The 26200-nt window shown below is 73.8% G+C and carries 18 protein-coding genes and 1 pseudogene; 13 read left to right on the top strand and 6 right to left on the bottom strand.

Annotated features, from left to right (window positions below; translation table 11 throughout):
• The first annotated feature begins 112 nt into the window (after positions 1-112).
• A complete protein-coding gene (locus EV371_RS01155; RefSeq protein ID WP_130460393.1) occupies positions 113-1321 on the top strand; it encodes an MFS transporter in 1209 nt (402 codons plus the stop codon).
• 6 nt (positions 1322-1327) lie between these two features.
• Here EV371_RS01155 and EV371_RS01150 read toward each other — a convergent pair whose 3' ends face one another.
• From EV371_RS01150 to EV371_RS01135, 4 genes are all read right to left on the bottom strand, one after another.
• Positions 1328-1588: a hypothetical protein gene (locus EV371_RS01150; protein WP_130460392.1), complete on the bottom strand. Its 261-nt coding sequence runs from the start codon at positions 1586-1588 to the stop codon at positions 1328-1330.
• A 225-nt stretch (positions 1589-1813) separates the two neighbouring features.
• Positions 1814-2275 carry an SRPBCC family protein gene (locus tag EV371_RS01145; protein WP_130460391.1) on the bottom strand — a complete coding sequence of 154 codons (462 nt, stop codon included), beginning with the start codon at positions 2273-2275 and terminating at the stop codon, positions 1814-1816.
• Between the two features lie 61 nt (positions 2276-2336).
• On the bottom strand, positions 2337-2747 hold the full coding sequence (locus tag EV371_RS01140; RefSeq protein WP_130460390.1) for a DUF2795 domain-containing protein: 411 nt from the start codon (positions 2745-2747) through the stop codon (positions 2337-2339).
• Between the two features lie 48 nt (positions 2748-2795).
• Entirely contained in the window at positions 2796-3782 is a 987-nt protein-coding gene (locus tag EV371_RS01135) for a YhjD/YihY/BrkB family envelope integrity protein (RefSeq protein WP_130460389.1), read from the bottom strand.
• 270 nt (positions 3783-4052) lie between these two features.
• On the opposite strand from EV371_RS01135, the gene EV371_RS01130 reads away from it, so the two are divergent.
• Positions 4053-4475: a ChaB family protein gene (locus EV371_RS01130; protein ID WP_130460388.1), complete on the top strand. Its 423-nt coding sequence runs from the start codon at positions 4053-4055 to the stop codon at positions 4473-4475.
• A gap of 78 nt (positions 4476-4553) precedes the next feature.
• Here the strand turns inward: EV371_RS01130 and EV371_RS01125 are convergent, their stop codons facing one another.
• Positions 4554-5993 carry an aldehyde dehydrogenase family protein gene (locus tag EV371_RS01125; protein WP_130460387.1) on the bottom strand — a complete coding sequence of 480 codons (1440 nt, stop codon included), beginning with the start codon at positions 5991-5993 and terminating at the stop codon, positions 4554-4556.
• A 114-nt stretch (positions 5994-6107) separates the two neighbouring features.
• Here EV371_RS01125 and EV371_RS01120 point away from each other — a divergent pair, with 114 nt between their 5' ends.
• Positions 6108-7700 carry a phytoene desaturase family protein gene (locus tag EV371_RS01120; protein ID WP_130465565.1) on the top strand — a complete coding sequence of 531 codons (1593 nt, stop codon included), beginning with the start codon at positions 6108-6110 and terminating at the stop codon, positions 7698-7700.
• A gap of 680 nt (positions 7701-8380) precedes the next feature.
• On the opposite strand, the pseudogene EV371_RS01115 reads toward EV371_RS01120, so the two are convergent.
• A pseudogene (locus tag EV371_RS01115) lies at positions 8381-9145 on the bottom strand (polyprenol monophosphomannose synthase); the annotation flags it as partial.
• Between the two features lie 401 nt (positions 9146-9546).
• Here EV371_RS01115 and EV371_RS01110 point away from each other — a divergent pair.
• From EV371_RS01110 to EV371_RS01065, 10 genes are all read left to right on the top strand, one after another.
• Positions 9547-11247, top strand: a complete 1701-nt coding sequence (locus EV371_RS01110) for an HAD-IIIA family hydrolase (protein ID WP_486484899.1) — start codon at positions 9547-9549, stop codon at positions 11245-11247.
• Positions 11244-12221, top strand: a complete 978-nt coding sequence (locus EV371_RS01105) for a glycosyltransferase (protein ID WP_130460386.1) — start codon at positions 11244-11246, stop codon at positions 12219-12221. Before EV371_RS01110 ends, EV371_RS01105 begins: the two co-directional genes overlap by 4 nt.
• A complete protein-coding gene (locus EV371_RS01100; protein ID WP_130460385.1) occupies positions 12206-13426 on the top strand; it encodes a glycosyltransferase in 1221 nt (406 codons plus the stop codon). Before EV371_RS01105 ends, EV371_RS01100 begins: the two co-directional genes overlap by 16 nt.
• Complete coding sequence (locus tag EV371_RS01095; protein ID WP_130460384.1) at positions 13423-14169, top strand: SIS domain-containing protein; 747 nt, start codon at positions 13423-13425, stop codon at positions 14167-14169. Before EV371_RS01100 ends, EV371_RS01095 begins: the two co-directional genes overlap by 4 nt.
• An 11-nt stretch (positions 14170-14180) precedes the next feature.
• Positions 14181-15740 (top strand): PfkB family carbohydrate kinase, encoded by a 1560-nt coding sequence (locus EV371_RS01090; RefSeq protein ID WP_486484898.1) that lies wholly within the window; start codon positions 14181-14183, stop codon positions 15738-15740.
• A gap of 50 nt (positions 15741-15790) precedes the next feature.
• Positions 15791-16504: an SDR family NAD(P)-dependent oxidoreductase gene (locus EV371_RS01085; protein WP_130465563.1), complete on the top strand. Its 714-nt coding sequence runs from the start codon at positions 15791-15793 to the stop codon at positions 16502-16504.
• Complete coding sequence (locus EV371_RS01080) at positions 16501-17469, top strand: glycosyltransferase family 9 protein (RefSeq protein WP_130460382.1); 969 nt, start codon at positions 16501-16503, stop codon at positions 17467-17469. The genes EV371_RS01085 and EV371_RS01080 overlap by 4 nt, the downstream gene beginning before the upstream one ends.
• Positions 17453-18433 carry a DNA topoisomerase IB gene (locus tag EV371_RS01075; RefSeq protein ID WP_130460381.1) on the top strand — a complete coding sequence of 327 codons (981 nt, stop codon included), beginning with the start codon at positions 17453-17455 and terminating at the stop codon, positions 18431-18433. The genes EV371_RS01080 and EV371_RS01075 overlap by 17 nt, the downstream gene beginning before the upstream one ends.
• 136 nt (positions 18434-18569) lie before the next feature.
• Positions 18570-21515, top strand: a complete 2946-nt coding sequence (locus tag EV371_RS01070) for a helix-turn-helix transcriptional regulator (protein ID WP_130460380.1) — start codon at positions 18570-18572, stop codon at positions 21513-21515.
• Between the two features lie 453 nt (positions 21516-21968).
• On the top strand, positions 21969-25940 hold the full coding sequence (locus EV371_RS01065) for a S8 family serine peptidase (RefSeq protein WP_165436573.1): 3972 nt from the start codon (positions 21969-21971) through the stop codon (positions 25938-25940).
• The last annotated feature ends 260 nt before the right edge of the window (positions 25941-26200 follow it).

The raw sequence follows: 26200 nt of genomic DNA, 5'->3' as shown, positions 1-26200 counted from the left end.
TTCGGACGAATTCAGGGCACGTGTCCCGTTGATCCGGCTCTGCGGGGCCGGTAGGCATTCCTCGCGGGTCGGGCGTTGGCCGGGGTCCGCCCGTCCGGCATGATCGGCGGACGTGTCCACTCCCTCCCGTCGCAGGACGGGTCTCGCCGTACTCGTTCTGGCCTACCTGGCCTTCGTCAGTCTCGGTCTCCCGGACGACCTGCTCGGCGTCGGATGGCCGTCGATCACCGTCGAGCTGAGGGTGCCGATCGAGGCGGTCGGGCTGCTGCTCGTCGCGAGTACGGTCGGCTACCTCCTCTCCAGCGTGGTGGCCGGGTTCAGCATCGCCCGGGTCGGTGTCGGCTGGCTGCTGGCCGGCAGTACCGCCCTGAGCAGCCTGGCCCTCGCCGGCTATGCCGGTGCGCCGGGGTTGCCGGTCATGATCGGCTGCGCGCTGCTGCTCGGCCTCGGCTCGGGCGCCATCGACGCGGGGCTGAACGCCTACGCCGCCGGTGCGTTCGGACCGCGCCAGATGAACTGGCTGCACGCCTGCTTCGGCCTCGGCGTCGCGATCGGGCCGCTGGTGATGACCACGGTGCTCGGCGTCGGGCTGGGCTGGCGCTGGGCGTACGGCGTGGTGGCCGCCGCCCAGGCCGGGCTGGCGTTGGCCTTCGTGCTGACCGTCCGGATCTGGGAGCGGCGTCCCGCCGCCGACCAGTCGATCGACGAACCGGCGCCTGCCGAGCCGGTACGCATCGGCGCCACCCTGGCCATCCCGGCCGTCTGGCTCGGCGCCCTGACCTTCGCGGTGTACGTGGCGATCGAGGTGGGTGCGGGACTCTGGGCCTTCCTGTTGCTCACCGAGGACCGTGGGGTCAGCCGAACCGTGGCCGGCCTCTGCGTCTCGCTCTACTGGGGCAGCCTCTTCGTCGGCCGGGTGGTGCAGGGGTTGATCGCCGAGCGGCTGGGCACCCGGACGGTGCTGCGCGGCAGCATGTACGCGATGGCGGCCGGCTCCGGGCTCGTCGCGATCCCCGGGCCGGGCTGGCTGGCGGTGTCCGGCCTCGCCGTCGTCGGGTTCGGCGCGGCGGCGGTCTTCCCGCTGCTCACCCTGACCACCGCCGATCGGGTGGGGCAGCAGCACGCGGATCGGACGATCGGGTTGCAGATCGGGGCCTCCGGGTTGGGCGGGGCGCTGATCCCGGGCGCACTGGGGGTGCTGATCGGGCGTACCTCGGTGGCGGTGCTCGGGCCGGCGCTGGTACTGCTCTCGCTGACCATGATCGGTCTGTACTGGGCGTCCAACCGGCGGGCGGCCCGGCACCCCGTACCGGCCGGCTGAGCCGGGTCAGTGCGGCCCGCTGCGCCCGGTGGTGGACGGCCGGTACCGGCGCTGGTCGTCGGTCCGCTGCGCGGCCTGCTCCTCGTCGTACGACCCGTCGGGGTCGTCCGCCTCCGCGCCGTGCCCGAACGCCGACTCGGCGCCCGCGTCGTTGCCGGTCACGTCGTCGACCTGCCCGTCGGGCGTCGACGCACCCATCGCCCCTTCCAGATCCCGTAGCGGCAACCGGTCCTCGTCGCGCCAGGCGTGCCTGTCCCTGTCGGTCATGCCTGTCGCCCTACCCGGCCCGCCCGAGGGGCAAACACCGCCCGTCGCGCCGAACCTCCGGTACCCGGAACCGGGTCCACCCGGACGAAACGGCGTCCGGCCACCCGGGCGGAACGGCGTCGTCCACCCGGGCGGAACGGCGTCGTCCGCCCGGGCGGACGACGGTGGCCGCCGGGCGGGGGGTACCCCTTCCGGCGGCCACCGGGCGTCGTATCCGGACCGGGGTTACGGCTGTGGCCGGGCGACCGCGCCGCGCCAGGCACCGGTCTCGGTGCCGCGCCGCTCGATGAACTCCTTGAACCTGTTCAGGTCACCGGCGACCCGCCGGTCCACCATGCCGAGCTTGTCACCGGCCTTCTCGGTGATGCCGTGCGGTTCGAACTCCATCTGCGCGGTGACCCGGGTGTGGTTCTCGTCGAGCCGGTGGAACGTCACCACGCCGGCCTGCCGGGTCCCGTCGGTCGAGGTCCACGCCACCCGCTCGTCGGGCAGCTGCTCGGTGATCCTGGCATCGAACTCCCGGTTGACCCCACCGATCTCGACCTTCCAGTGCGTCATCGTGTCCGAGATCTGCCGGACCTCCTCGACGCCCTCCATGAACTGCGGAAAGTCCTCGAACTGGGTCCACTGGTCGTACGCGGTCCGGATCGGCACCGCCACATCGACGGACTTGGTCACGCCACTCATCTGGCATCCTCCTTGTCGGTCGGTCTGTTCCTGCGCCACCGGGCCGGTGAGCCCGGGGACGTCACCAGCGATGGGTCTCGTTCGCGTGTCCGAGCGCGGCCCACACCTCGGATACGGTCTGGAACTGGGTATCCGGGGGCAGTTGGTCCAACTGGGCGAGGACCTCGTCCGGCGCCTCGTTCTCCTCGGCGCTACGGCGCAGTCCCTCCCGGTCACCAGGCAGGGCGGAGAGCGGGATGAACCGGCCCAGCCGGCTCCGCTGCTCGACCTCCTCCGAGGTCATCCCCTGCGGAGCGCCGGACCTGGTGTCGTTGCTGGGCGCCCTGGTCAGACCGGGTTGGTCCTCGCCGGCCGGCTCGGGGTCGCGCCACTCCTGCGCGCGGCCGCCGACCGAGCCCTGTACGGTGCCCTGCACCTCCCGGTCCAACTGCTCGTCCAGCCGGGGGCCGTGCTTGCTGTTCCCACGTTCCATGTCTAATCCGCTACCCGAGGGGAATCGCGCTAAACGGAATACCGGCCCTCACCGCGGCTCGTCCGCCGGTGACCTGGGCGGTAGTGCGGGATCCACCGGCTCCTCCGCGCCGCCCTGGCGGGCCCGGCCACGCTGCAACTCGGCGTTGATCTCCACGCCGAGCATCACCGCGCAGTTGGAGAGGTAGAGCCAGACCAGGAAGGCGATGACGGCACCGAGGCTGCCGTAGGTGACGTTGTAGGAGTCGAACCGGGAGACGTAGAAGCCGAAACCGGCCGAGACGACGCCCCAGGCGACGAGGGCCACCGCACCGCCGACCGTGAGCCAGCGGAACCGGGGCTGCCGGACATTGGGGGCGATCCAGAACAGCAGCGAGAGTAGCAGCATCATGATGGCGACCAGGACCGGCCACTTCGCCACCGTCCAGGCGGTCCGGGGGGCGTCGCCGATCCCCAGCCGGTCGCCGACCGCCTCGGTGACCGGGCCGCTCACGATCAGCCCGGTGGCCACCACCGCCAGCAGTATCAGCGCGATCGCGGTCAGCCCGAGTTGCAACGGACGCAGCAGGTAGAAGGGGCGCCCCTCGGCGACCCCGTAGATCGCGTTGGAGGCCCGGGTGAACGCGCCGACGTAGCCCGAGGCGGACCAGAGCGCGGCCAGCACACCGAAGCCGAGCAGCACCTTCGCCGACCCCTGGCTGTTGACCACGTCCCGCAGGACGTTCAGCACGCCCTCGTTCGCCACCACCGAGCCGGCGCCGATATCCTCGGCGAGCCCGGCGATGGTGTCGATGGTCCGTTCGCCGTTGGAGACCAGGCCGACCAGTGCGACGATCACGATCGCGGACGGGAACAGCGCCAGCACCCCGTAGTAGGTCAGTGCGGCGGCCCAGTCCGCGCAGTTGTCCCGCAGGAAGTTCCGGACACTCTGCACCAGGACCCCGCGCCAGGTCGACCAGCGCAACTGGCGCAGCCGGCGGGGGATGCGCCGGTCCCGGCCGCGTACCGCCGGGACCGGCTCGGTGGTCGACGTCATGTTCCCCCCTCGTCTGCGTTGTCGGCCAGGCCGACGGGTTGCGTCGCGGCTGGGCTGCTTGCGTCGCGGCCGGGTTGGGCTGCCCGGTACCCAGCGCGGGAATCGGACAAACTTCCGGTGCCGTGGGGACCGACAGCGGGTGGCCGGGCGGGGGTCCGGTTCGGGTTTGCCGGCTGGTCGGGTTCGGGTTTGTCGGCGGTGGCTCGGGAAACCGAAGCACGGAGACAGTCGACGATACGAGAGACAGGAACGATCCGGAGGAGGAAGATCATGCCCGGACGCGAGGTTCTGCCCAGCACCCTGCGACGCTCCCCGCAGAAGGCCCAGCGGACCTGGGCGAAGACCCACGACTCGGCGGTCGAGACCTATGGCGAGGGGCAGCGGTCGCACCGGACCGCGTTCGCCGCGCTGAAGCACTCGTTCGAGAAGGTCGGTGACCATTGGGAGCCGAAGGGGCGCAAGGGCCCGAGTGACGAGCAGGCGGCCGGCGGTGGGCCGGCGCGGCGCGCACCGACCGCCGGTGGGGTGGACGCCAACGCCCCGAAGGAACACCTGATGGAGGTGGCGAGGCGCCTCGACCTCAAGGGTCGGTCCCGGATGACCAAGGCCGAACTCGTCGACGCGATCCAGAAGGCGAACAACCGGAAGACCACCGCCTCCCGTGGGCGGGAGAAGAGCCGGAACCGCCGCTGAGCCGCAGGGCGGATCAGCGGGGGAGGGGCATGGGTTCGGGGAGGGGCACGGGCGCTGGGCGCGGCGGGGCCGCGGGGTTCACCACCGGCCGCCTTCCCCACCCGGTCCCTCGATGTGTACGACCTTGGTGGCGATCAGCTCGTCCAGCAGCTCCGGGCCGTACCCGAAGCCCTGACCGCTGCAGCCCCGAGGCTCGGCGGCGCCGCCGGGTGCCCCGCCGAAGATGGCATTGATCTTCACGGTCCCGACCGGCAGCTCCCGCCAGGCCCGCTGCGCGTGGCTCATCGATCCGGTGAGCACTGTCGCCGCCAGCCCGTACGGCGAGGAAGACGCCCTGGACAGCGCCTCGTCGAACGAGTCGACCACCATCACCGGGGCGACCGGGCCGAAGGTCTCCTCCCGCATCACCGCCATCTGGTCGGTGCAGTCGGCGAGCACGGTGGGCGGGTAGAAGGAACCGGGCCCGTCCGGAACGGTGCCGCCGCACAGCAACCCGGCACCATCCGCCACCGCCGCCTCGACCTGCCCGTGCACCTGGTCACGGTGTCGCCGGTCGACCAGTGGCCCGAGGTCGTGCTGCGGGTCGCGGCCCGGTCCGGGCCGCAGCGCCCCGGCCCGTTCCACCAGAGCGGCGAGGAACGGGGTGGAGACCGGCCGGAGGACGTAGATCCGCTCCACCGAGACGCAGAGCTGCCCGGCGTTGGCGAAGGCACCTGTCGCGGCCTGCTCGGCGGCCCAGAGCGGGTCGACGTCACCGTCGACGATCAGCGGGTCGCTGCCGCCGTTCTCCAGCAGCGCCTTGGCGCCGGAGCGGGCGCAGGCGGCGGCGATCGACCGTCCGGTGGCGCTCGAACCGACGTGCGCGACGACATCGACCTTCTGCTCTGCCAGCGCGGCACCTACCGATCCATCGCCGGTGAGCAGGGAGAGCACCCCGGACGGCAGGTGCTCGTCGAGCAGCCGGGCGAGCAGCCAACCGCTGGCCGTACTCCGCTCGCTCGGCTTGTAGACGACGGTGTTTCCGGTGGCCAGGGCCGCGCCGAGCAGCCCGCAGGAGACCGCGACCGGGTCGTTCCACGGCGTGACGACGGCGACCACGCCGCGCGGTTGCGGCACCATCAGATCGATGGCGTCGGGGTCGCCGTCGAGCGTGCGACCGCCCCGCACGGGGGCGAGTTCGGCGTACTGGCGCAGCGTCGACACACCGGCCTGGACTCCGGCGCGGGCGGCGGCCAGCGGTCGGCCCATCTCGGCGGTCTCCGCCTCGGCGAGCCGCTCCGCGGACGCCTCGATCGCGTCCGCGGCGCGGTGCAGCGCAGCGGCGCGGTCGGCGGGTGTGGTCCGGGCCCACTGGGGGGCCATCGACCTGGCCGCCTTGACCGCCGCCTCGACCTCGGCCCCGGTGGCCACCGGGACCCGGCTGACCGGGGTACCGTCGGCCGGATCGACCACGGTCAACCATCCCGCATCGCCACTGCCGTCCCACACCCCGGCGACGAGTTGCTGCACCTGATACATGGAGCGCAGTTTGCCCCGGTCCGGGGGGTCCAAACCATTCCCGCCACCGGCACTCCGGCGGGTGATCAAGCCGGCCGGGCAGGCCGGGCGGGATAGGGTGCTCGGGTGACGGCGCTGGGGGACACCGCCGACGCGGTCGTCGTCGGTGCGGGACACAACGGCCTGGTCGCCGCGAACCTGCTGGCGGATGCCGGGTGGGACGTGCTGGTCCTGGAGGCGACCGGCGAGCCGGGTGGCGCGGTCCGGTCGGCCGAGGTGACCGCCCCGGGTTACCTGAGCGACCTCTACAGCGCCTTCTATCCGCTCGGCTACGCCTCGCCGGTGCTGCGCCGGCTGGGCCTGGACGGCTACGGACTGACCTGGCGGCATGCCCCGCACGTGCTGGCGCACCTGTTTCCCGACGACGACGCCGTACTGCTCGACCGCGATCCCGAGGTCACTGCCGCCTCGCTGGCGCGGTTCGGCGCCGGGGACGACGAACGGTGGATCGAGGCGTACGCGCAGTGGCGGCAGATCTCCGCGCCCCTGCTCGACGCGCTCTTCACGCCGTTCCCGCCGGTACGCGGCGGCCTGGCGCTCGCCCGCCGGCTGCGTACGGCCGGGATGCTCCGGCTGGCCCGCCGGCTGGTGCTGCCCAGCACCCGACTCGGGGCGGAACTCTTCACCGGATCGGGCGGCCCGGCCCTGCTCACCGGCTGTGCGCTGCACACCGATCTCACTCCGGACGAGCCCGGTTCCGGTGTGTACGGCTGGTTGCTGGCCATGCTGGGCCAACAGGTCGGCTGGCCGGTACCGGTCGGTGGGGCACAGCGGATCACCGACGCGCTACTGGCCCGACTGCGGGACCGGGGCGGCCGGCTGCGTACGGGCACTCCGGTCGACCGCGTGCTGGTGGCCCGGAACCGGGCCGTGGGGGTGCGCTCGGCGGACGGCCTGCTGTGGCGGGCCCGCCGCGCCGTGCTGGCCGACGTGCCCGCCCCGGCGCTCTTCCTCGACCTGGTCGGTGCCGGGCGGCTGCCGTCCCGGCTGGTGGACGACCTGGCGCACTTTCGGTGGGACGGCTCCACGGTCAAAGTGGACTGGGCACTGGCCGGGCCGATGCCGTGGCGCGATCCGGCGGTGGCCGGCGCCGGCACCGTGCACCTCGGCGGCGACGTCACCGAGCTGCGCCGGTACGCGGCCGCGCTGCACCGGGGCGAGGTGCCGGTTGAGCCGTTCGTGCTGGCCGGACAGATGACGGTCGCGGACCCGAGCCGCTCGCCGGCCGGTACCGAGTCGCTCTGGGCGTACACCCACCTGCCGTTCCGGCGGGGCTGGCGGGCGGAGGAGGTCGGGGCGCACGTCGAGCGGATCGAGGCGGTGCTGGAACGGGCGGCCCCCGGTTTCGGACGGCTGGTCAGGGCACGACACGTGGCTGGGCCGGCCGAGTTGGCGGCCGGCAACCCGAGCCTGGTCGGCGGCGCGGTGGGCGGAGGTACCTCCGCCGCGTACCAGCAGCTCTTCCTCCGCCCGGTGCCCGGGCTCGGCCGGGCGGACACCCCGATCGACAGGTTGTTCCTGGCCAGTGCATCGGCACACCCGGGCGGCGGGGTGCACGGTGGCCCCGGGGCGAACGCGGCGCGAGCGGCACTGGCCCGGGATCGTACCCTGACCGGCGGGGCGTACGCCGCCGTCCTCTCCCGGGCCCAGCGCGCCGTCTACGCCTGATCCGCGCCGCTCACCCCTGACCCGCGCTTACCCGGGGTCGGCCTCGGCGCCGCGGGTACCTTGTCGGCGGGGCCGCTCTCGTCAGACGCGGCAGCCACGGCCGGCTCCGCGACCGTTGCCGGCTCGCTGGCCGTTACCGGCTCCGCCACGGTCGCGGGCTCGCCGACCGGCGCCGGCTCGATGGCTTCGACCGGCTCAGCCACCTGCACCGATTCGGCGACCTTTGCCGCCTTCGCTGCCTTTGTGGCCTTAGTAGCACTCGAGGCCTTCGTAGCCTTCGTAGCCTTTGTGGCCTTCGTGGCCTTCGTGGCCTTTGTTGCCTTCGTAGTTTTCGTAGCCTTCGCCGGCTTCGTGGCGTCGGTCGACTTCGTGGCCCTCGGCCTCGTCGCCTTCACCGGTTTCGTAACCTTGGCTGGCTCCTCCGTAACCTTGGCCGGCTCGTCCGCCTTGGCCGCCTCCTCCGTAACCTTGGTCGACTGCTTCGCCTTGGCAGGCTGATCGGTGACCTCGGCCGGCTGCTGCACGGCCTCTGCGGGCTCCGCGACCTGGGCAGGTGCCGCGACCTGGGCAGGTGCCGCGACCTGAGCAGGTGCCGCGACCTGAGCGGGTGCCGGCGGCACGGTCGATGCCGGAACCTCGGTCGACGCCGGGTCCCCGACCATGGAGGGCGCCTTCGACGACCGGGTGATGTTGCGGTGCCGTCCGCGCAGCTTGAACGGCATCAAGGCGCTTTCGATCTTGGTCGCGGTGGTCATCTTCGAGTCGCCGTCCAGGCGCTCCTGGAACCGGATCGGCACCTCGAGAATGGTGTGCCCGAGCTTGGTGGCGAGGTAGTGCATCTCGACCTGGAAGCTGTATCCGTTGGACTGCACCCGGTGCAGGCCGATGTCGCGCAGCGCGTCCGCCTGCCAGATCTTGAAGCCGGCGGTGAGGTCCCGGATCCGCACCTGGAGCAGGGTGTGCACGTAGAAGTTGGCCCAACCGCTGAGCGCCCGCCGGTAGAGCGGCCACGCCTCGTCGAGCTGCCCGCCGGGGACGTACCGGGAGCCGATCACCACACCGGCCCGGGTGGAGAGCAGTGAACCGAGCATCCCGGGCAGCGCCTCCGGCGGGTGGGACAGGTCCGCGTCCATCTGCGCGACGTACTCCGCACCGGACTCCAGAGCCCGGGTCATCCCGTCGACGTACGCCCGCCCGAGCCCCTCCTTGCCCGCGCGGTGCAGGACCTGGATCCGGTCCGGATGCTCGATCGCGAGCTTGTCCGCCACCTCGCCGGTGCCGTCCGGGGAGTTGTCGTCGGCGACCAGGATGTGCAGCCCGGGCAGCGGCAATGCGAGTAGTCGCTCGACCAGCACAGGCAGGTTCCCCGCCTCGTTGTAGGTGGGGACGACGACGGTCAGGCGAACGTCCCGCCAGGGAGATGGCAGCTGCACGGGTTCGATCATCGGGGCATCCTCGGTTGGCCGACAGCGGTCAGGGGCAAAGCCTAACTTGACACAACGCGCGGGCCGCAACACGGGCCGGAAGGGGCATACCGGCCCGCACCTCGGTGAACCTCACGTGGCGGCCCGAAAATCCGGGGTTGGCGGCCGGGTAACGGTTCGGCTCTGGATAGCGGCGACCCACCCGGGGTATGCCGACTGGCGACGACGACCAGAGCTGACCGCGACGACGACCAGAGCGGACCGCAGGCCCGACGGGGACGTCGGACGGGTCCGGCGCGCCCCGCGGGCCGGGACGAATTGATGTTTACTCCTCCTGCTCCCGGGAACCCGCGGCCGTGCGCAACGACCAGGTCGACCCGCATCAGTGCAGGTCAGGGGCACCGCACGGTGGCCCGGCCGGGGTGTGGGCCAGGGCTGGTCTGTTCGACGCGGTGCTCTTCGACCGGGACGGCACGCTGGTGCACGACGTGCCGTACAACGGGGATCCGGCCCTGGTCCGGCCGATGCCGGGCGCCCGGGATGCGCTCGACCGGCTCCGTGCCGCAGGGCTGCGGTTGGGGGTGGTGACAAACCAGTCCGGGGTGGCCCGCGGCCGGTTCAGTTCCGCCGATCTGGCCCGGGTCAATGCCCGGGTCGACGAACTTCTGGGGCCCTTCGACACCTGGCAGGTCTGCCCGCACGCCGAACCGGCCCCGGGGGCGCGTGGCTGTCACTGCCGCAAGCCCGCACCCGGGATGGTCCTGGACGCGGCCCGCGCGCTCGGCACCGAGCCGACCCGCTGCGTACTCGTCGGCGACATCGGTGCCGACATGACCGCTGCCGGCGCGGCCGGCGCGAGCGCGGTACTGGTACCGACGCCAGCCACCCGGCCGGACGAGGTGGCCGCCGCGCCCGCCGTCGCCGGTGACCTGCGCGGCGCGGTCGACCTGATCCTCCGTCGGCACCGTTCCACGCTGGGCGGCGCGGCTCCCGGCGCCCCGCCCCGACGCCCCCGCTGCGTGCTGGTGGCCCGGCCGGACTCGGCCGGGGACGTGCTGGTGACCGGCCCGGCGATCCGGGCGGTCGCCGCCGGTGCCGACCGGGTGGTGCTGCTCTGCGGGCCACGGGGCCGGGCCGCCGCCGAACTGCTGCCGGGAATCGACGAGCTGGTCGAGTGGCGGCTGCCCTGGATCGACCCGGAACCCGGCCCGGTCGACCGGACCGAGGTCGACCGGCTCACCGCCCGGCTGGCCGACACCGGGGCCGACGAGGCGGTGCTGTTCACCTCGTTCCACCAGTCCGCGCTGCCGCTCGCCCTGGTGCTGCGGATGGCCGGGGTGGGCCGGATCTCGGCGATCAGCCCGGACTACCCGGGCTCGCTGCTCGATGTGCGGCACCGGGTGTCGCCGGGGGTCCCCGAGGCCGAGCGGGCGCTGTCGCTGGCGGCGGCGGCCGGTTTCGTGCTGCCGCCCGGGGACGAGCCGGTGCTGCGGCTGCGCGCGGAGACGGGTGCGGCGCCCGCCGACGGCACCCTGCCGGAGCCGGGGTACGTCGTGCTGCACCCCGGGTCGTCGGTGCAGGCCCGGGCCTGCCCGCCCGAACTGTGTGCCGAGATCGTCACGGCGCTGACCGGCGCAGGGCATCGGGTGGTGGTGACCGGCGGTCCCGGGGAGCGGCCGCTGACCGCCCGGGTCGCCGGGCGTACCGGGATCGACCTGGGCGGGCAGACCTCGCTGACCGGGCTGGCCGCGATCATCGCCCGGGCGGGTTGCCTGGTCGTCGGGAACACCGGCCCGGCACACCTGGCCGCCGCGCTCGGCGTACCGGTGGTGAGCCTCTTCGCCCCGACCGTCCCGTTCGGACAGTGGGGGCCGTACCGGGTGCCGACCGTGCGGCTCGGTGTCGCCGCCGCGGGCTGCCGGCACACCCGGGCCACCACCTGCCCGGTGCCCGGACACCCGTGCCTGTCCGACATCGAGCCGCGCGAGGTGGTCGAGGCGGTCCGGCTGCTCGGCGCCGCCGCCCGACGCGGTGGCCTGGCTCGCCCCGCCCCGGCGGCACCGCCGGGCCCGCCGCCGTCGGCTGCGGTGGCGCTGGCCGGCGCGGAGGAGGTGCGGCGGTGAACATCCTGCTCTGGCACGTGCACGGCTCCTGGACCACCGCCTTCGTGCACGGCAAGCACCGGTACCTCGTCCCGGTCACCCCGGACCGCGGCCCGTACGGCCTGGGCCGGGCCCGCACCTACCGGTGGCCGGACACCGTCGACGAGGTGACCCCGGAGGAGCTGGCCACCGCCGACGTCGACCTGGTGATCCTGCAACGGCCGGAGGAGGTCGACCTGGTCGCGCAGTGGCTGGGCCGGCGGATCGGCCGGGACGTTCCGGCGGTCTTCGTCGAGCACAACACCCCGAAGCAGGGGGACGTGCCGAACAGCCGGCACCCGCTGGCCGACCGGGACGATCTGCTGATCGCGCACGTCACGCACTTCAACGCGCTGTACTGGGACACCGGCACCACCCGGACCACCGTGGTCGAGCACGGCATCGTGGCACCGACCGCGCAGCACACCGGCGAACTCGACCGGCTCGCCGTGGTGGTCAACGAGCCGGTGCGCCGCTGGCGGGTCACCGGCACCGACCTGCTGCCACTCTTCGCCGGGATCGCCCCGCTGGACGTCTTCGGCATGGGGGTCGCCGGGCTGCCGGACCGGCTGGGACTCCCCGCCGACCGGCTCGCCGTCTACGACGACCTGCCGCAGGGGCGGATGCAGGCGGAGATCGGCCGGCGGCGGGCGTACCTGCACCTGTGCCGGTGGACGTCGCTGGGGCTGAGCCTGATCGAGGCGATGGCCATGGGCATGCCGGTGGTGGTGCTCGCCGCCACCGAGGCGGTCGAGGCGGTACCGCCGGGGGCGGGTGTGCTCTCCACCCGACTCGACACCCTGCTGGCCGCCACCCGGCAGCTCGTGGCGGAGCCCGAGACCGCCCGCCAGCTCGGGGGGCGGGCCCGCGAGGTCGCGCAGGCCCGGTACGGCCTGGACCGGTTCCTCACCGACTGGGACCGGTTGCTGGAGGAGGAACTATGCGCGTCGCGATGATCTCCGAGCACGCCAGCCCGCTCGCGGTGCTCGGCGGCGAGGACGCCGGTGGCCAGAACACGCACGTCGCCGAGCTCTCCGCCGCGCTCGCCGACGCCGGTCACGACGTGCGGGTCTACACCCGGCGGGACAGTGCCGACGCGCCGGAGGCGGTACGGCTGCGCGACGGGGTCGAGGTGGTGCACGTACCGGCGGGGCCGCCGGAGCCGATCGCCAAGGACGAGCTGCTGCCGTACATGAAGGACTTCAGCCGCTGGCTGGTGGCGCGTTGGCGCGGCGACGAGTGGGTGCCGGACGTCGCGCACGCGCACTTCTGGATGAGCGGGCTGGCCGGGATCGCCGCCGGGCGGCAGACCGGGATCCCGGTGGTGCAGACGTACCACGCGCTCGGCACGGTGAAGCGGCGGCACCAGGGCGCCGCCGACACCAGCCCGGCCCGCCGGGTCGGCTACGAGCGGGCGCTGGGCCGGGCCGTCGACCGGGTCATCGCGCAGAGCCAGGACGAGGTCCGCGAGCTGGTCCGGATGGGCGTACCGCAGGCCCGGATGACGGTGATCCCGTCCGGGGTCAACGACGAGACCTTCTCGCCGGACGGTCCGGCCGTGCCCCGGGTGCCCGGCCGGCCCCGGATCCTCACCGTCGGGCGGCTGGTGGAACGGAAGGGCTACCAGGACGTGATCCGGGCGATGCCGCTGGTCCCGGACGCCGAGTGCGTGGTGGTCGGTGGGCCACCGGCCGGCGAGGTCGACCACGACCCCCAGGTCCGCCGGCTGCGCTCGCTCGCCGAGGAGGTCGGGGTGGCCGACCGGGTACGCCTGATCGGCGCGGTGCCCCGCGAGGAGATGCCGTACTGGTACCGGTCGGCGGACGTGCTGGTCGCCGCGCCGTGGTACGAGCCGTTCGGGTTGACCCCGCTGGAGGCGATGGCCTGCGGGGTACCGGTGGTCGGCACCGCCGTCGGCGGGCTCACCGACACGGTCGTGGACGGGCGCACCGGGGACCTGGTGCCGCCGCGCGATCCCGAGGCGCTCGGCGCCGCCGTCCGGGACCTGCTGGCCGACCGGGTACGCCGGTTCGGGTACGCCGCCGCCGCGCTGGACCGGGCCCGCCGCTGGTACTCCTGGACGCGTACCGCCGACCAGATCGTCGCCGTCTACACCGCGGTCAGCGAGGTGCGCCGGCCGAGCGGGGTGGTCGCCGGATGACCGGGTCGATGGAGGTGCTGGACCGCCACCTGGCCGGGCTCGCCGCCGCGCTGGTGCCATACCGGACCGAGGCCGCCCGGCTGGCCCGCTGGGGCGACGAACTGGCCCGGCTGCTCGCCGGCGGCGGCCGGATCCTGGTCGCCGGCAACGGGGGCAGTGCCGCCGAGGCGCAGCACCTCGCCGCCGAGCTGGTCGGCAAGCTGCGCGACGACCGGGCCCCGCTGTCGGCGATCGCACTCTGCGCCGAGACCTCCTCGCTGACCGCGATCGGCAACGACTACGGCTTCGACGAGGTCTTCGCCCGGCAGGTACGCGCGCACGGCCGACCCGACGACGTCCTGCTGCTCCTCTCCACCAGCGGGCGCAGCGCCAACCTGGTCCGGGCGGCCCGGGCCGGTCGGGAGCTGGGCATGCGCTGCTGGGCGCTGACCGGCCCGACGCCGAACCCGCTCGCCGACGCCTGCACCGAGGTGCTCGCCGTACCCTGCCCGGACAGCCAGGTGGTGCAGGAACTCCACCTGGTCTCGGCGCACGTGCTCTGCGGCTACGTCGACGCGTACCTGCCGGTGCCGTTCGGCCCGGCCAGCCATGCCGGCCCGGCCCCGGCGGTGGCCCGCGCGGCGTCGCCGGCCACCGGCCCGGCCGGCCGCCCCGGACCGGTACGCCCGTCCGGGGTGGAGGACGAACTGGTGCTGCGGGTGCCGGGAACGCTCCGGCCGGGCGGGTCCGAGGAGGTGCCGTGACCGGAAGGATCGTGGTCGTCGGCGACACGCTGCTCGACCGGGACGTCGAGGGCGTGGTGAACCGGCTCTGTCCGGACTCGCCGGTGCCGGTGCTGGACGAGAACAACAGCGTCGACCGGCCGGGCGGGGCGGGGCTGGCCGCGCTCTTCGCCGCCGGTCGGGGTTACGAGGTCGCCCTGGTCACCGCGCTCGCCGACGACGAGGGCGGTGCCCGGCTGAGCCACCTGCTCACCGCCGCCGGGGTGCAGGTCTACGGGCTGGCGCTGCCCGGGGCGACGCCGGAGAAGGTCCGGCTGCGGACCCGGGGCCGGGTGCTGCTCCGGCACGACCGGGGCGGGCCGGCCGGTCCGCCCGGCGAGCCGAGCGAGGCGGTACTCGAGCTGCTGGCCGGGGCGGCCGGGATCCTGGTCAGCGACTACGGCCGGGGCGTGGCCCGGCTGCCGACCCTGCGTACCGCGCTGGCCGGCACCGCCGCGCCGATCGTCTGGGACCCGCATCCGCGTGGTCCGGTGGCGACGCCCGGCGTCCGGCTGGCCACCCCGAACGAGGTCGAGGCCCGGGAACTCGCCGGGGTGACGACCGGCGGCTCCCGACTGGTCAGCGCGGCCCGGTGCGCCCAGGCGCTGCGCCAGCGCTGGCGGGTCGGCGCGGTGGCGGTGACGATGGGCGGCGAGGGTGCCCTGCTCGCGCACGCCGGCTCCACCCCGCTGGTGGTGCCGTCGCCGACCTGCGCCGACGGCGACACCTGCGGTGCCGGTGACCGGTTCGCCGCCGCCGCCACCGTGGCACTCGCCGACGGCGCGCTGGTCTCCGAGGCGGTGCAGCAGGCCGTGACCGAGGCGTCCGGATACGTGGCGGCCGGCGGGGTGGCGAACGCCGTACCGGCGGCTCCGGCCCGGGTCGCGGTGGCCGGCGGCGCGGGGACGACGGCGGCCCGGCCCGGCGCGGTGCGCGGGGCTGGCCCGGTCGGGCGCTCCGGTGCGGTCGGCCGGTCCGGTGCGGTCGACCCGAGCCGTGCCGGAGGCGCCCAGCACACCGACACCGTGCGGATCACGGCGGTGGACTGGAGCGACCGGATCGGCCCCCGGGCCGCCGGTGAGGTGGTCGCCCGGGTCCGCGCGGCCGGGGGCACGGTGGTGGCCACCGGCGGCTGCTTCGACCTGCTGCACGCGGGACACGTGGCCACCCTGGAGGCGGCCCGGCAACTCGGGGACTGCCTGGTGGTCTGCGTCAACTCCGACGACAGCGTGGCCGGACTGAAGGGCCCGGACCGGCCGCTGGTCCGGCACGCCGACCGGGCCCGGCTGCTGGCGGCGCTCGGCTGCGTGGACGCGGTGGTCGTCTTCGACGAGTCGACCCCGCACGCGGCACTGTCCTGGCTACGGCCGGACATCTGGGTCAAGGGCGGCGACTACGGCACCGGCGCCGACGGGCCGGACCTGCCGGAGGCCGAGATCATGCAGCGTTGGGGCGGCCACACCGTGGTGGTGCCCTATCTGGACGGGCGCTCGACCACCGGGATGATCGCCGCCGCCCGGGCCGGCCGCCGACCGGTGGGACGGGCCCGGTGAGCGGCGGTCTCGACGGGGCCGGCGGCGCGCTGGCGCCCCCGCCGGGTGAGTTGCCGGCCGCCACCGGCAGCGGCGCCGGAGGGCTCGGCGGGGCGGTCCTGGTCAGCGGCGGATCCAGCGGGCTCGGCGCGGCGGTGGTGGCCGCGATCGCCGACTCGGGCGGTCGGCCGCTGGTGCTCGACCGGCAGGCGCCGACCGGGGCCGTGCCATGGGTGCACTGCGACCTCTCCGACACCCGGGCCGCCGAGGCGGCCACCCGGGAACTCGCCGAGCAGGCCGGCGGGCTCGCCGGGGTGGTCACCGCCGCCGGAGTCGACGTACCGGGGCGGCTGGCCGAGGTGCCGGCGCAGACCTGGGAGCGGGTCGTCACCGTCGACCTGCTGGCCACCGCCGCGGTGATCCGGGCCGCGCTGCCCTACCTGGAACGCTCGCACGGCACCGTGGTCACCGTCGCCTCGACCCTCGGTGTCAAGGCGGTCGGGGACGCGACCGCGTACTGCGCGGCCAAGTTCGGGGTGGTCGGCTTCACCAGGGCACTCGCCGCCGAACTGGCCGGGACGGTCGGGGTGACGCTGCTGGTGCCGGGCGGGATGCGTACGGCCTTCTTCGACGAGCGCGACCCGCGGTACCGGCCGGGTGCCGACGCGGTGCTGAACGATCCGGCGCACGTCGCCGACGCCGTACTCTTCGCCCTGCGCCAGCCGCCCGGGTGCGCGATCCGGGAGATGGTGGTCTGCGCCGACCGGGAAACGTCCTATCCGTGATCCTGGTGTTGCGGGCGCTCGGGGTGGGTGACCTGGCGACGGCGGTGCCGGCGCTGCGCGGGCTGCGCGGCGCGTTCCCGGAGCACACCCTGACGGTGGCCGCCCCGGGCTGGCTCACCCCACTGGTGGAGCTGGTCGGCGACGTCGACAACGTGCTGCCGACCGACGGGCTGGACCCGGTCCGCTGGGCCGGGCCGGCACCGTACTGGGCGGTCAACCTGCACGGCCGGGGGCCGCAGTCGCACCGGCTGCTCGCCTCCGCCGGTCCGCGGCGGCTCTGCGGCTTCCACTGCGCCGAGGCCGGTCACCTCGACGGCCCGTACTGGCGGGCCGAGGAGCACGAGGTACGCCGCTGGTGCCGGCTGCTGGGCTGGTACGGCGTCGAGTGCGACCCGGACGACCTGGACCTGCGCCGCCCGGCGCCCCGGCGGGTACCGGTCGGGGTGACCGTCGTGCACCCCGGCGGGAAGGGCACCGCGCGCCGCTGGTCGGCGACCCGGTTCGCCACCCTGGCCCGGGAGCTGACCCGGGCCGGGCACCGGGTGGTGGTGACCGGTTCGCCGGACGAGCGGGACCTGGTGCGGCGGGTGGCCACCGGGGCCGGACTGCCGAACACGGCGGTGCTCGCCGGTCGGCTCGGCCTGGTCGAGCTGGCCGCCGTGGTCGCGCACGCCCGCCTGGTGCTGAGTACGGACACCGGGGTCGCGCACCTGGCCACCGCGTACCGGACGCCATCGGTCGTGCTGTTCGGACCGATCCGGCCGCAGCTCTGGGGCCCGCCGCCGGACCGGCCATGGCATCGGGCCCTGCACCGCTCGCCGGGCCCGCTGCCGACGCGCCAGGCAGACCCGGACGACTCGTCCCGGGTCCATCCGGCGCTCGCGGCGATCGAGGTGGACGAGGTGTTGGCGGCCGCGGGCGAGGTCGACCGGATGGGGCGGGGCCACCGTGCGGTTACGGCGTAGCAACCTGTCGGCCCCGGGCTACGGCCGGCGCCGGCACGGTCGCGGCGTCGTCTTCCTGGACACCGACGGGCGGCCGATCCGGGACCGGGACGAGCTGACCCGGCTCCGCGAACTGGTGATCCCGCCGGCCTGGAAGGACGTCTGGATCTGTCCGCATCCGGCCGGGCACATCCAGGCGGTCGGGGTCGACGCGGCCGGGCGCCGGCAGTACCTCTACCACCCGACCTGGCGGCTGCGGCGGGACCAGGCCAAGTTCGACCACGTGCTGGAGGTCGCCGCCCGGCTGCCGGTACTGCGCGAACAGGTCTGCGCCGACCTGGCCGGGCGCGGACTGCGCCGTCCCCGGGTGTTGGCGACGGTGGCCCGGCTGCTGGACATGGGCACCTTCCGGATCGGCAGCGACCAGTACGCGGCCGGCGACGACCCGACGTACGGGGTGGCGACGCTCCGACCCGAGCACACGCGTACCCGGCACGGCGCGGTGGTCTTCGAGTTTCCGGCCAAGGGTGGCATCGACCAGGTGTTGCGGATCGACGACACCGAGGCCTGCCGGGTGCTGCGGGAACTGCGCCGGCGGCGGCGGGCCGCCCAGCGACTCTTCGGGTACTGGGACGGCCGCGGCTGGCGGGACGTACGCAGCGACGAGGTGAACGAATACCTGCGGACGGCGAGTGGCGGCGAGATGACGGCGAAGGACTTCCGCACCTGGCACGCGACCCTGTGGGCGTCCCGGGCACTCGCCGAGGCGGGGCCGCAGCAGTCGGTGACCGCCCGGCGCCGGGTGATCGCCGAGGTGATGCGCCGGGTCTCCGGGCGGCTCGGCAACACCCCGGCGGTGGCTCGGGCCTCCTATGTGGACCCTCGTCTGATCGACCTCTATCGGAGCGGCACCGTCGCCGAGGTCGGCCCGGGCAGCACCGACGCCGAGGCCGAACGCGCCGTCCTGGCGCTGCTCGCCCGGTAGCGACCCGCGTCGATCGGTCGGATCCACCCGCCGGGCACGCCGCGCGTCGAGCCGGCAAACGCCCCGGCTGGAAAACCCTGAGCGGCCTGCTGACGTGCCACAATGCCAGCAATCTTGGCTAGCGACGGGAGGCGCCATGAGCACGGCGGCGACGTCCTCCTCCGTATCCGGCGAGCCCGCCGCGATCTCCGCGGTGGCGCTGGTCGGTCGGGACCGTGAGCTGGCGGCGCTGGTCGAGGCGACGAGTCGGCCGCCCTCGCTCGTGGTGGTGGAGGGCGAGGCCGGCATCGGCAAGACCCGGCTGGTGGACGAGTTGCGTTCCGGTGAGCGGAACGCCCGGGCGCCGGTCGTGGTGGCGGCGTGCCGGCGGGTGAGTGACCCGTTCCCGCTGTTTCCGGTGATCGAGGCCGTTCGTCAGCTGCGGGGACCACTGCGCGGCGCCACCCTGTCCACGGTGACCGGCGCCCTGCGCCCCCTGGTGCCGGAGCTGACCGACGTGCTGCCGCCGCTGCCGGAGCCGACCTCCGACCGGCGGGTCGAGCGGCATCGCGTCTTCCGGGCGCTGGTCGAGCTGCTCCGGGCGGCGGGGCCGCTGGTGCTGGTGCTGGAGGATCTGCACTGGGCCGACGCGGACACCCCCGACTTCCTGCGCTACCTGCTGGCCGATCCGCCGCCGGAGCTGTCGCTGGTGCTGACCTACCGGGACGAGGAGGTCGCCGCGCAGGTCCGCGCGATCCCGGCCCGCCTGCCGGCGGTGGTGCACCAGGCCCACGTACGTCTGGCGCCGCTGGACGTCGCCGGCACCGGCGCCCTGGCCGCTGCCATCCTCGGCATCGACCGGATCTCCGAGGGTTTCGCCGGCTATCTCTGCGAGCGGGCCTCCGGCCTCCCGTTCGCGATCGAGGAACTGCTGGCGCTGCTCCGTGCCAAGGGCAAGATCATGTACCGGCAGCGCGGTTGGGCCCGTCGTGCGCTGGACCGCCTGGACGTACCGGCCGGGATCCGGGACCAGGTACTCGAACGGATCGGCCACCTCGCGCCCGAAACCCGGTCGGTGCTGGCCGGCGCGGCCGTCCTGCAGGGCTTCGTGCCGCTGGAGGTGCTCACCGACACCTGCCGGCTGCCCGCACCGCGGGTGTGGCGCGCGGTGGAGGAGGCGCTGGCCGCCGGGGTGCTGGCGGAGGAGGGTGACCGGGTGGGCTTCCGGCACGTGCTCGCGGCCCAGGCGGTCTACGACGCGATCCCCGAGGTCCGGCGTGCCCGGCTGCACGCCCAGGCGGCGGACGCGCTGCAACTGCTGGACCCGCCACCGCTGGGCCGGATCGCCGCGCATCTGCGCCGGGGGAGCCGGACGGATGCCTGGGTGGATGCCGCCGAGCGGGCCGCCGAGCAGGCGCTGGCGGTGGGGCACGGCGCGCAGGCCGTCCGGCTGCTGGAGGAGGTGCTCCGGGACGCACCGCTGGACGCCGACCGGGCGGGGCGGCTCGCGGTGACCCTCGGCCGTACGCTGGCCGCCGACACCAGCGGTGACGAGGAGATCGTGGACCTGCTGCTGGGGGTTCTCGACCGGGAGCTGAGCTCGCCGGTCCGGGGCGAGCTGTCCCTGTTGACCGCGATAGCGATGGACGCGGGTCGCAGCGATCTGCACCGGCAGCGGGAGTTGTGCCGGGTGGCGGTGGAGCATCTCGATCCCCACCGGCACGACCTGCGGGCCTGGGCGATGGCCTGCCTGGGAATCCCGCTCGACCTGGACGTGCCCCTGGCGGAGTACCGGGACTGGCAACAACGGGCCCTGGCCGAGCTGGCGCGGGTCGCCGTGGTGGAGGACCAGATCCGGATGCTGGGCAAGGTGGCGATGGTGCAGGTCCTCAACGGTGACCGGCAATGGCTTGAGCTGCTGGACCGGCTCGCCCGGATCGCCGAGGCCGACCCGGGCGCGGCGCGACGGCAGCACCGGGTCGAGGCGTGGGCGTGGTACGCGATCGGGGTCGAGGCGTGTTATGCCGGCCACCACGACCGGGCGGCCGAGCTGGTCGCCCGGGCGTTGGCGTACTCCGGAGCCTGGGAGCTGCCGCAGCGCGCCGCCAGCCTGCTGTCGGCCCGGGCCCTCCTCGACTACTGCACCGGCGAGTGGGACGGCCTGCTGCCCAGGGTGGAGCGGCTCTTCGCCGAACTCGTCGACTTCGTACCGGCGCGTACCGAGGTGGAGCTGATCGCCGGTGGACTGCGGCTGGCAAGGGGTGAGTTGGCCGAGGCACGGGAACGGCTGGGTGCGCCGGCCACGGAAGGCTCGGCCGTGCTCAGCCACGGTGGCCTCGGCACCGCCGCCGCGCTTCGTCTCGCGCTCGCCGACGGCGACTCGGCGGCAGCCGCGGAGATGACCCGGCAGCAGATCGCGGTGATCCGGCGACGCGGCATCTGGGCTCCGGTTGCCCGCTGCCTGCCGGCGATGACCGAGGCGCTGGTCCTCGCCGGTGATCTGGCGGGTGCTCGGGAACTGCTCACCGAGGCGGCCGGGGAACTGCGAGCCCTGGACGTCCCGCTGGCCGGGGCTGCTCTGCGGCATTCCCGGGGAGTGCTCGCGGCGGCGTGCCGGCGGCACCGGTCCGCCGCCATCGGACTGCTCGCCGCCGCCGCCGAGTACGACCGGCTGCGCTGCCCGTACGAGGCGGCGCAGGCCTGGGAGCGGGCGGCCGGGAGTCAGTTCGCCGGCGGGGACCCGGCGGCGGCGGGTGAGTCGTTGCGTACGGCGCTGGCGACGTACCAGCGGCTGGGCGCCAGCTGGGATCTCGACCGGGCCGCCGGCTCCGCCCGCCGGTACGGAGTCGCCGTCCCGGCCCGGCACCGCCGGGGGCGGCGCGGCTATGGTGACCAGCTCTCGCCGCGCGAGCGCGAGGTCGCGGCGCTGGTGGCCGACGGCCGGACCAACCAGGAGATCGCGGACGCGCTGTACCTGTCGGTCAGTACCGTCGAGAAGCACGTCGCGGCGGTGACCCGCAAGCTCGATGCGGGATCCCGCCGGCAGGTCCGGGACCGGATGCGCGGCGCACCCGCCACCGTTGGTGGTACGCCGACCAATTAGTTGGCGGTCTTCCCGCCATTGCTACGCCGCGTTGACCTGCGCACGCTGCAAGCGTGAATGCCGGAGCATCCCCGCCCGACGTCGACCCGGACCCGAAGCCGGCCCCGAAGCCGAAGCTGGCCCCGGAGCCGAATCCGAATCCGGACCCAGGGCCGAAGCTGCCCCCGGCCCCGGAGCCGAATCCGAATCCGGGTCCTTCACCGTCTGCGGTCACCGCCGCCGTCGACGACGACGATCCGACGGAGAAGCCCCAAAGTGGACAGACTGACGAAGACTGGCTGCCGTTGTGAGCGATCGGGAATCTGACCGCTCCTGCTCGCCAGCGACCCCTGGCACGCGGGCACGGCGGAGGCGGCCGGGACGGCGGGGGATCACAATCCGCGGCACACAGATCAGGTAGGAGAGCAGATGCACCCATACCGTCGATATACCGCTTTCGCCACGGCCCTGCTCGTGGCGCTGCCGCTGGCGGTGGCCAGCGCCCCGGCGAACGCCGAACCACCCGCAGCCCGGCCGGTCATCCCGGCACTGCGGGAGCTTGCCGGCGGCGCACCGCAGGTCCACGACATCACGCTGGTCACCGGCGACCGGGTGCAGGTGACGATCCCCGCCTCCGGCAAGCCCCAGGTCGAGACGGAGGTGTCGGCCCGCCCGGACGGCCGGCAGGTCCTCGTCCGGGCGCTGGTCGACCAGGACAACCTCTACGTGCTGCCGTCGGACGCGGCGGAGCTGGTCGCGGCCGGGCGGCTGGACCGGCGGCTCTTCGACGTCCGCCGGTTGATCGCGGAGAACCGCACGGACGGCTCGGCGGCCACCGTGCCGGTCGTCGTCGGCTATCAGGGGGCTGGCCCGGACCTGCGGTCGGCCCGTTCCAGGGCGACGGCCGAGAAGACGTTGCGGGCCAGGGCGGACGAACTGCCGGGCAGCCGGGAGGTGCGGGCCCTCGACAGCATCAACGGTGCCGCGCTGGACGTGGCGAAGAACGAGGCGGCAGCGTTCTGGGCGCAGGTGTCGCCCAGGCCGGGGCAGCTCGGTGCCGGCCTGGACCGGCTGTGGCTGGACGGCACGGCCCGGGTGTCGCTGGACGTCAGCGTCCCGTTGACCGGTGCGCCGCAGGCGTGGGCGGCTGGCTTCGACGGCACCGGGGTCAGGGTCGGGGTATTGGACACCGGCATCGACGCCCAGCACCCGGACCTCGCCGGCAAGGTGGTGACGAGCCAGAGCTTCGTGCAGGGGCAGACGGTCGCCGACGGCCACGGGCACGGTACTCACGTCGCGGCCACCATCGCCAGCACCGGCGACAGCTTCCGGGGCATGGCACCCGGAGCGAACCTGCTGGTCGGCAAGGTCTGCAACGACGGCGGCAACTGTTACGACTCGGACGTGATCGCCGGGATGGAGTGGGCCGCCGCCGACCAGGACGCCGACATCGTCAGCATGAGCCTCGGCGGTGACCCCACCGACGGCACCGACCCGGTGAGCATGGCTGTCAACACCCTCACCGCCAGCACCGGTGCCTTGTTCGTGATCGCTGCCGGCAATGAGGGAGCGCCCCGCAGCGTCGGCTCGCCCGGGGCGGCCGACGCGGCGCTGACCGTGGCGGCGGTGGACAAGTCCGGCCAGCTCACCAACTTCTCCAGCAACGGTCCCCGGCTCGGGGACTACGCGCTCAAGCCGGAACTGGCCGCGCCGGGCTTCGAGATCGTCGCGGCCAAGCCGGGCGGTGGCCACCAGCCGATGTCGGGCACCTCGATGGCCACCCCGCACGTGGCGGGCGCCGCGGCGATCCTGGCCCAGCAGCACCCGGACTGGACCGCGGCCCAGCTCAAGGCGGCGCTGATCGGTACGGCGAAGGACGACCGCTTCACCGTCTACCAGACCGGCTCCGGCCAGCTCGACGTGGCCGCCGCCGTCCGGTCGACGGTGGTCCCGACGACCTCGGCGGCGGACTTCGGTCGGCTCAGGTACCCCCAGCAGGGCTCCGCCAGCCGCACGGTGACCTACCGCAACACCGGATCCGAGCCGGTGACGCTCGCCCTTACGGCGGCCCTGGCGAATCCGGACGGCGCGGCACCGGCCGGCATGCTGACGGTGACGCCGTCCAGCGTGCAGGTGCCGGCCGGCGGCACCGCCGACGTGACGGTGGCGCTCGACACGGAGAAGGGTACGGCCGGGCTCTACTCCGGCCAGATCGTCGCCACGGCCGGCGACCTGACCCTGCGGACGCCGGTCGGCGCCTACAAGGAGTCGCTGGGTCACGACCTGACGGTGAAGGTGGTGGACCGGACGGACGCCGCCGCCGTGGCGCGGGGCTCGGTCATCATCCGGCGGACCGACGTGGACACCGGCGAGTGGATCATCCTGCCGGCGGCCGCGACAGTGAGCGAACACCTGGACGAGGGCGTCTACGCGGTGACCTCGGTCGCCCTCTTCGACTACGACACCAACGAGTTGAACAACGCGGTGGCGCTCGCCGACCCGCAGGTGGAACTCTCCGCCGACACCACGATCACGCTCGACATGAACCGGGCCGTACCGATGGAGGTCCGCACGGACCGGCCGACCGAGGAGTACGGAGTCAGCTTCAACTTCTGGCACCAGGTGGACGGTTCACCGATGGGCTTCGGCGAGGTGACCGGACAGGCGCCCTACGGCGTCAAGGGCTGGGCGCTGCCGACCGAGCGGGTCACGGTCGGGAAGTTCTTCTTCGAACACGGGCACCTGCTCGGTACCCCGGTGCTCACCGCCCGGGTTCCGGAGCTGAAGGGACAGGGCAACCTGCATCCGCGATACCAGCACTACTCGGCGAGCGTGCAGCGGCTGGACGGCAAGGGCCGGTTGCCGATCGTCGATGTCGGCGCGGGCGAGGAGGCGGACTTCGCCCGGGCCAAGGTGCGCGGCAAGGTCGCGCTACTGGCCGTCGGTGACCGGTCGGTCGTCCCGTCCCTCGGCGCCGAGAGCGTACTCCCGGCGCTGAACCGGGCCGCGCGGGCCGGCGCCGCCGCGGTGCTCGCCTACGGCAACGAGGGGATGCCCCGGCTGACCGGATTCCAGTTGCCGTACAGCGTCTTCCCGCTGCCCACCATCGCGGTGCCGGCGGCGGAGGGGAAGGCGATCCAGGCCCGGCTGGCCCGGGGCAAGGGGGCCAGGGGCAACGGACCGGCCAGAGGCAAGGCCACCTTCCACTACCACGGCCAGCCGTCCATCCCGGACGTCTACACGCTGTCCTACCTGGAGCAGAACCAGATTCCCCGCTCCCTGACCAACCGGGTGCGGGACAGGGACCTGGTGAACCTCCGGCAGGAGTACCACGCCGACCGGCCGGTCGCGCAGGAGCTGGGGGCGCTGCCGTCTTGGCCGACCCTGGTCCCGGTCGACGCCCTCGCCTCGTCCTTCTCCCTGCTGACCCTGGAGGAGACGGTCGGACCGACCGCCCGCACCCAGCACATCGGGCCGGTCTCCGACACCACCCTCTGGTTCCGCCGGGTGGTCACCGCCGACCTGGCGGAGTGGCTGGTCAAGGGCCCCGGTCACCAGCCCTGGTACCAGCTCGGGGGGATGTACGACTACCAGGTCTTCACCCGGCCGCACAACGGGGTGGAAACCTGGGGCGAGGGACCCACCCCGCCGAGCTCACTGGCTGTTGACCAGCAGACGATGGCCGTACTGTCAGAGGGTCCGCCGTGCGCCGTCTGCCGGTACACCGGGTGGTTCTCCGGCGACATGATGCCGATCTTCACGATGACCGCCGACGAGGACGGACACTACGACCAGCCGACCACCTACTCGAACTCGAAGGAGTTCGAGGGCATCGAAGGGGTCGACGAGATCCACCTCTACGCCGACGGCGTGGAGCTGCCCCAGCAGAGCCTGGTCGGGATCCCGGGCATGATGCCGTACTACGAGCTACCCGACCGACCCACCTCGTACCGGATGACTCAGCACTTCGAGGACATCTCGCCGCACGGTGGGTACGGCACCAAGGTGGACAGCGAGTGGGTCTTCCGGTCGCAGACTCCGGATGGCAAGGAGATCCCGCGCGGCTACGACGGGCTCGACCTCTGCGTGGACAAGTGTGGCGTGCAACCGCTGATCTTCCTGCGGTACGACCTCGACCTCAACCTCGACAACCGGTTGCCGGCTGGTCGCAAGCACGTGTTCACGGTCGAGCCCTATCGGCAGCCGACCACCGCAGCGCTGCCGAAGATCGCCGGCCTGAGGATGGAGGCGAGCTACGACGACGGCCGGACCTGGACGAAGCTGCACGTCAGGCAGCTGCCGGACGGGACGTACCGGGTCCAGGCGGACCACCCGAGGCGGCCGGGCTCGGAGACCGTGAAGTTGCGGACCGAGGCGTGGGACGCCGCGGGTAACCGGATCGTGCAGACGCTGCACAACGCCTACGGGTTGACCACCCGACGCTGATCGCTCGCAAGAAAGGGGAAGCCGCCCACTCAAGGGCCTGCCGCCCGTCACGCCGCGCCCAGAGCGCGACGTGGCGGGCGGCGTGCTGTGCCCTGCGCCGTTTGTGGGTCTGGCTCGGCCGCTCGCGGGCCTGCCTGGCCGGCTCGGCGGTTGTGCCGGTGCCTGTGTCGGTGCATGGATTGAAGCCTGCGCCCAGTGATGGAACAATCACACCGCGCCACGGATTGGGTTTCGATCGCCGGGTACGTCCGATAAGGAGT

Source organism: Plantactinospora sp. CNZ321 (assembly GCF_004217235.1).
This window is presented reverse-complemented; position numbering and strand designations above follow the sequence as displayed.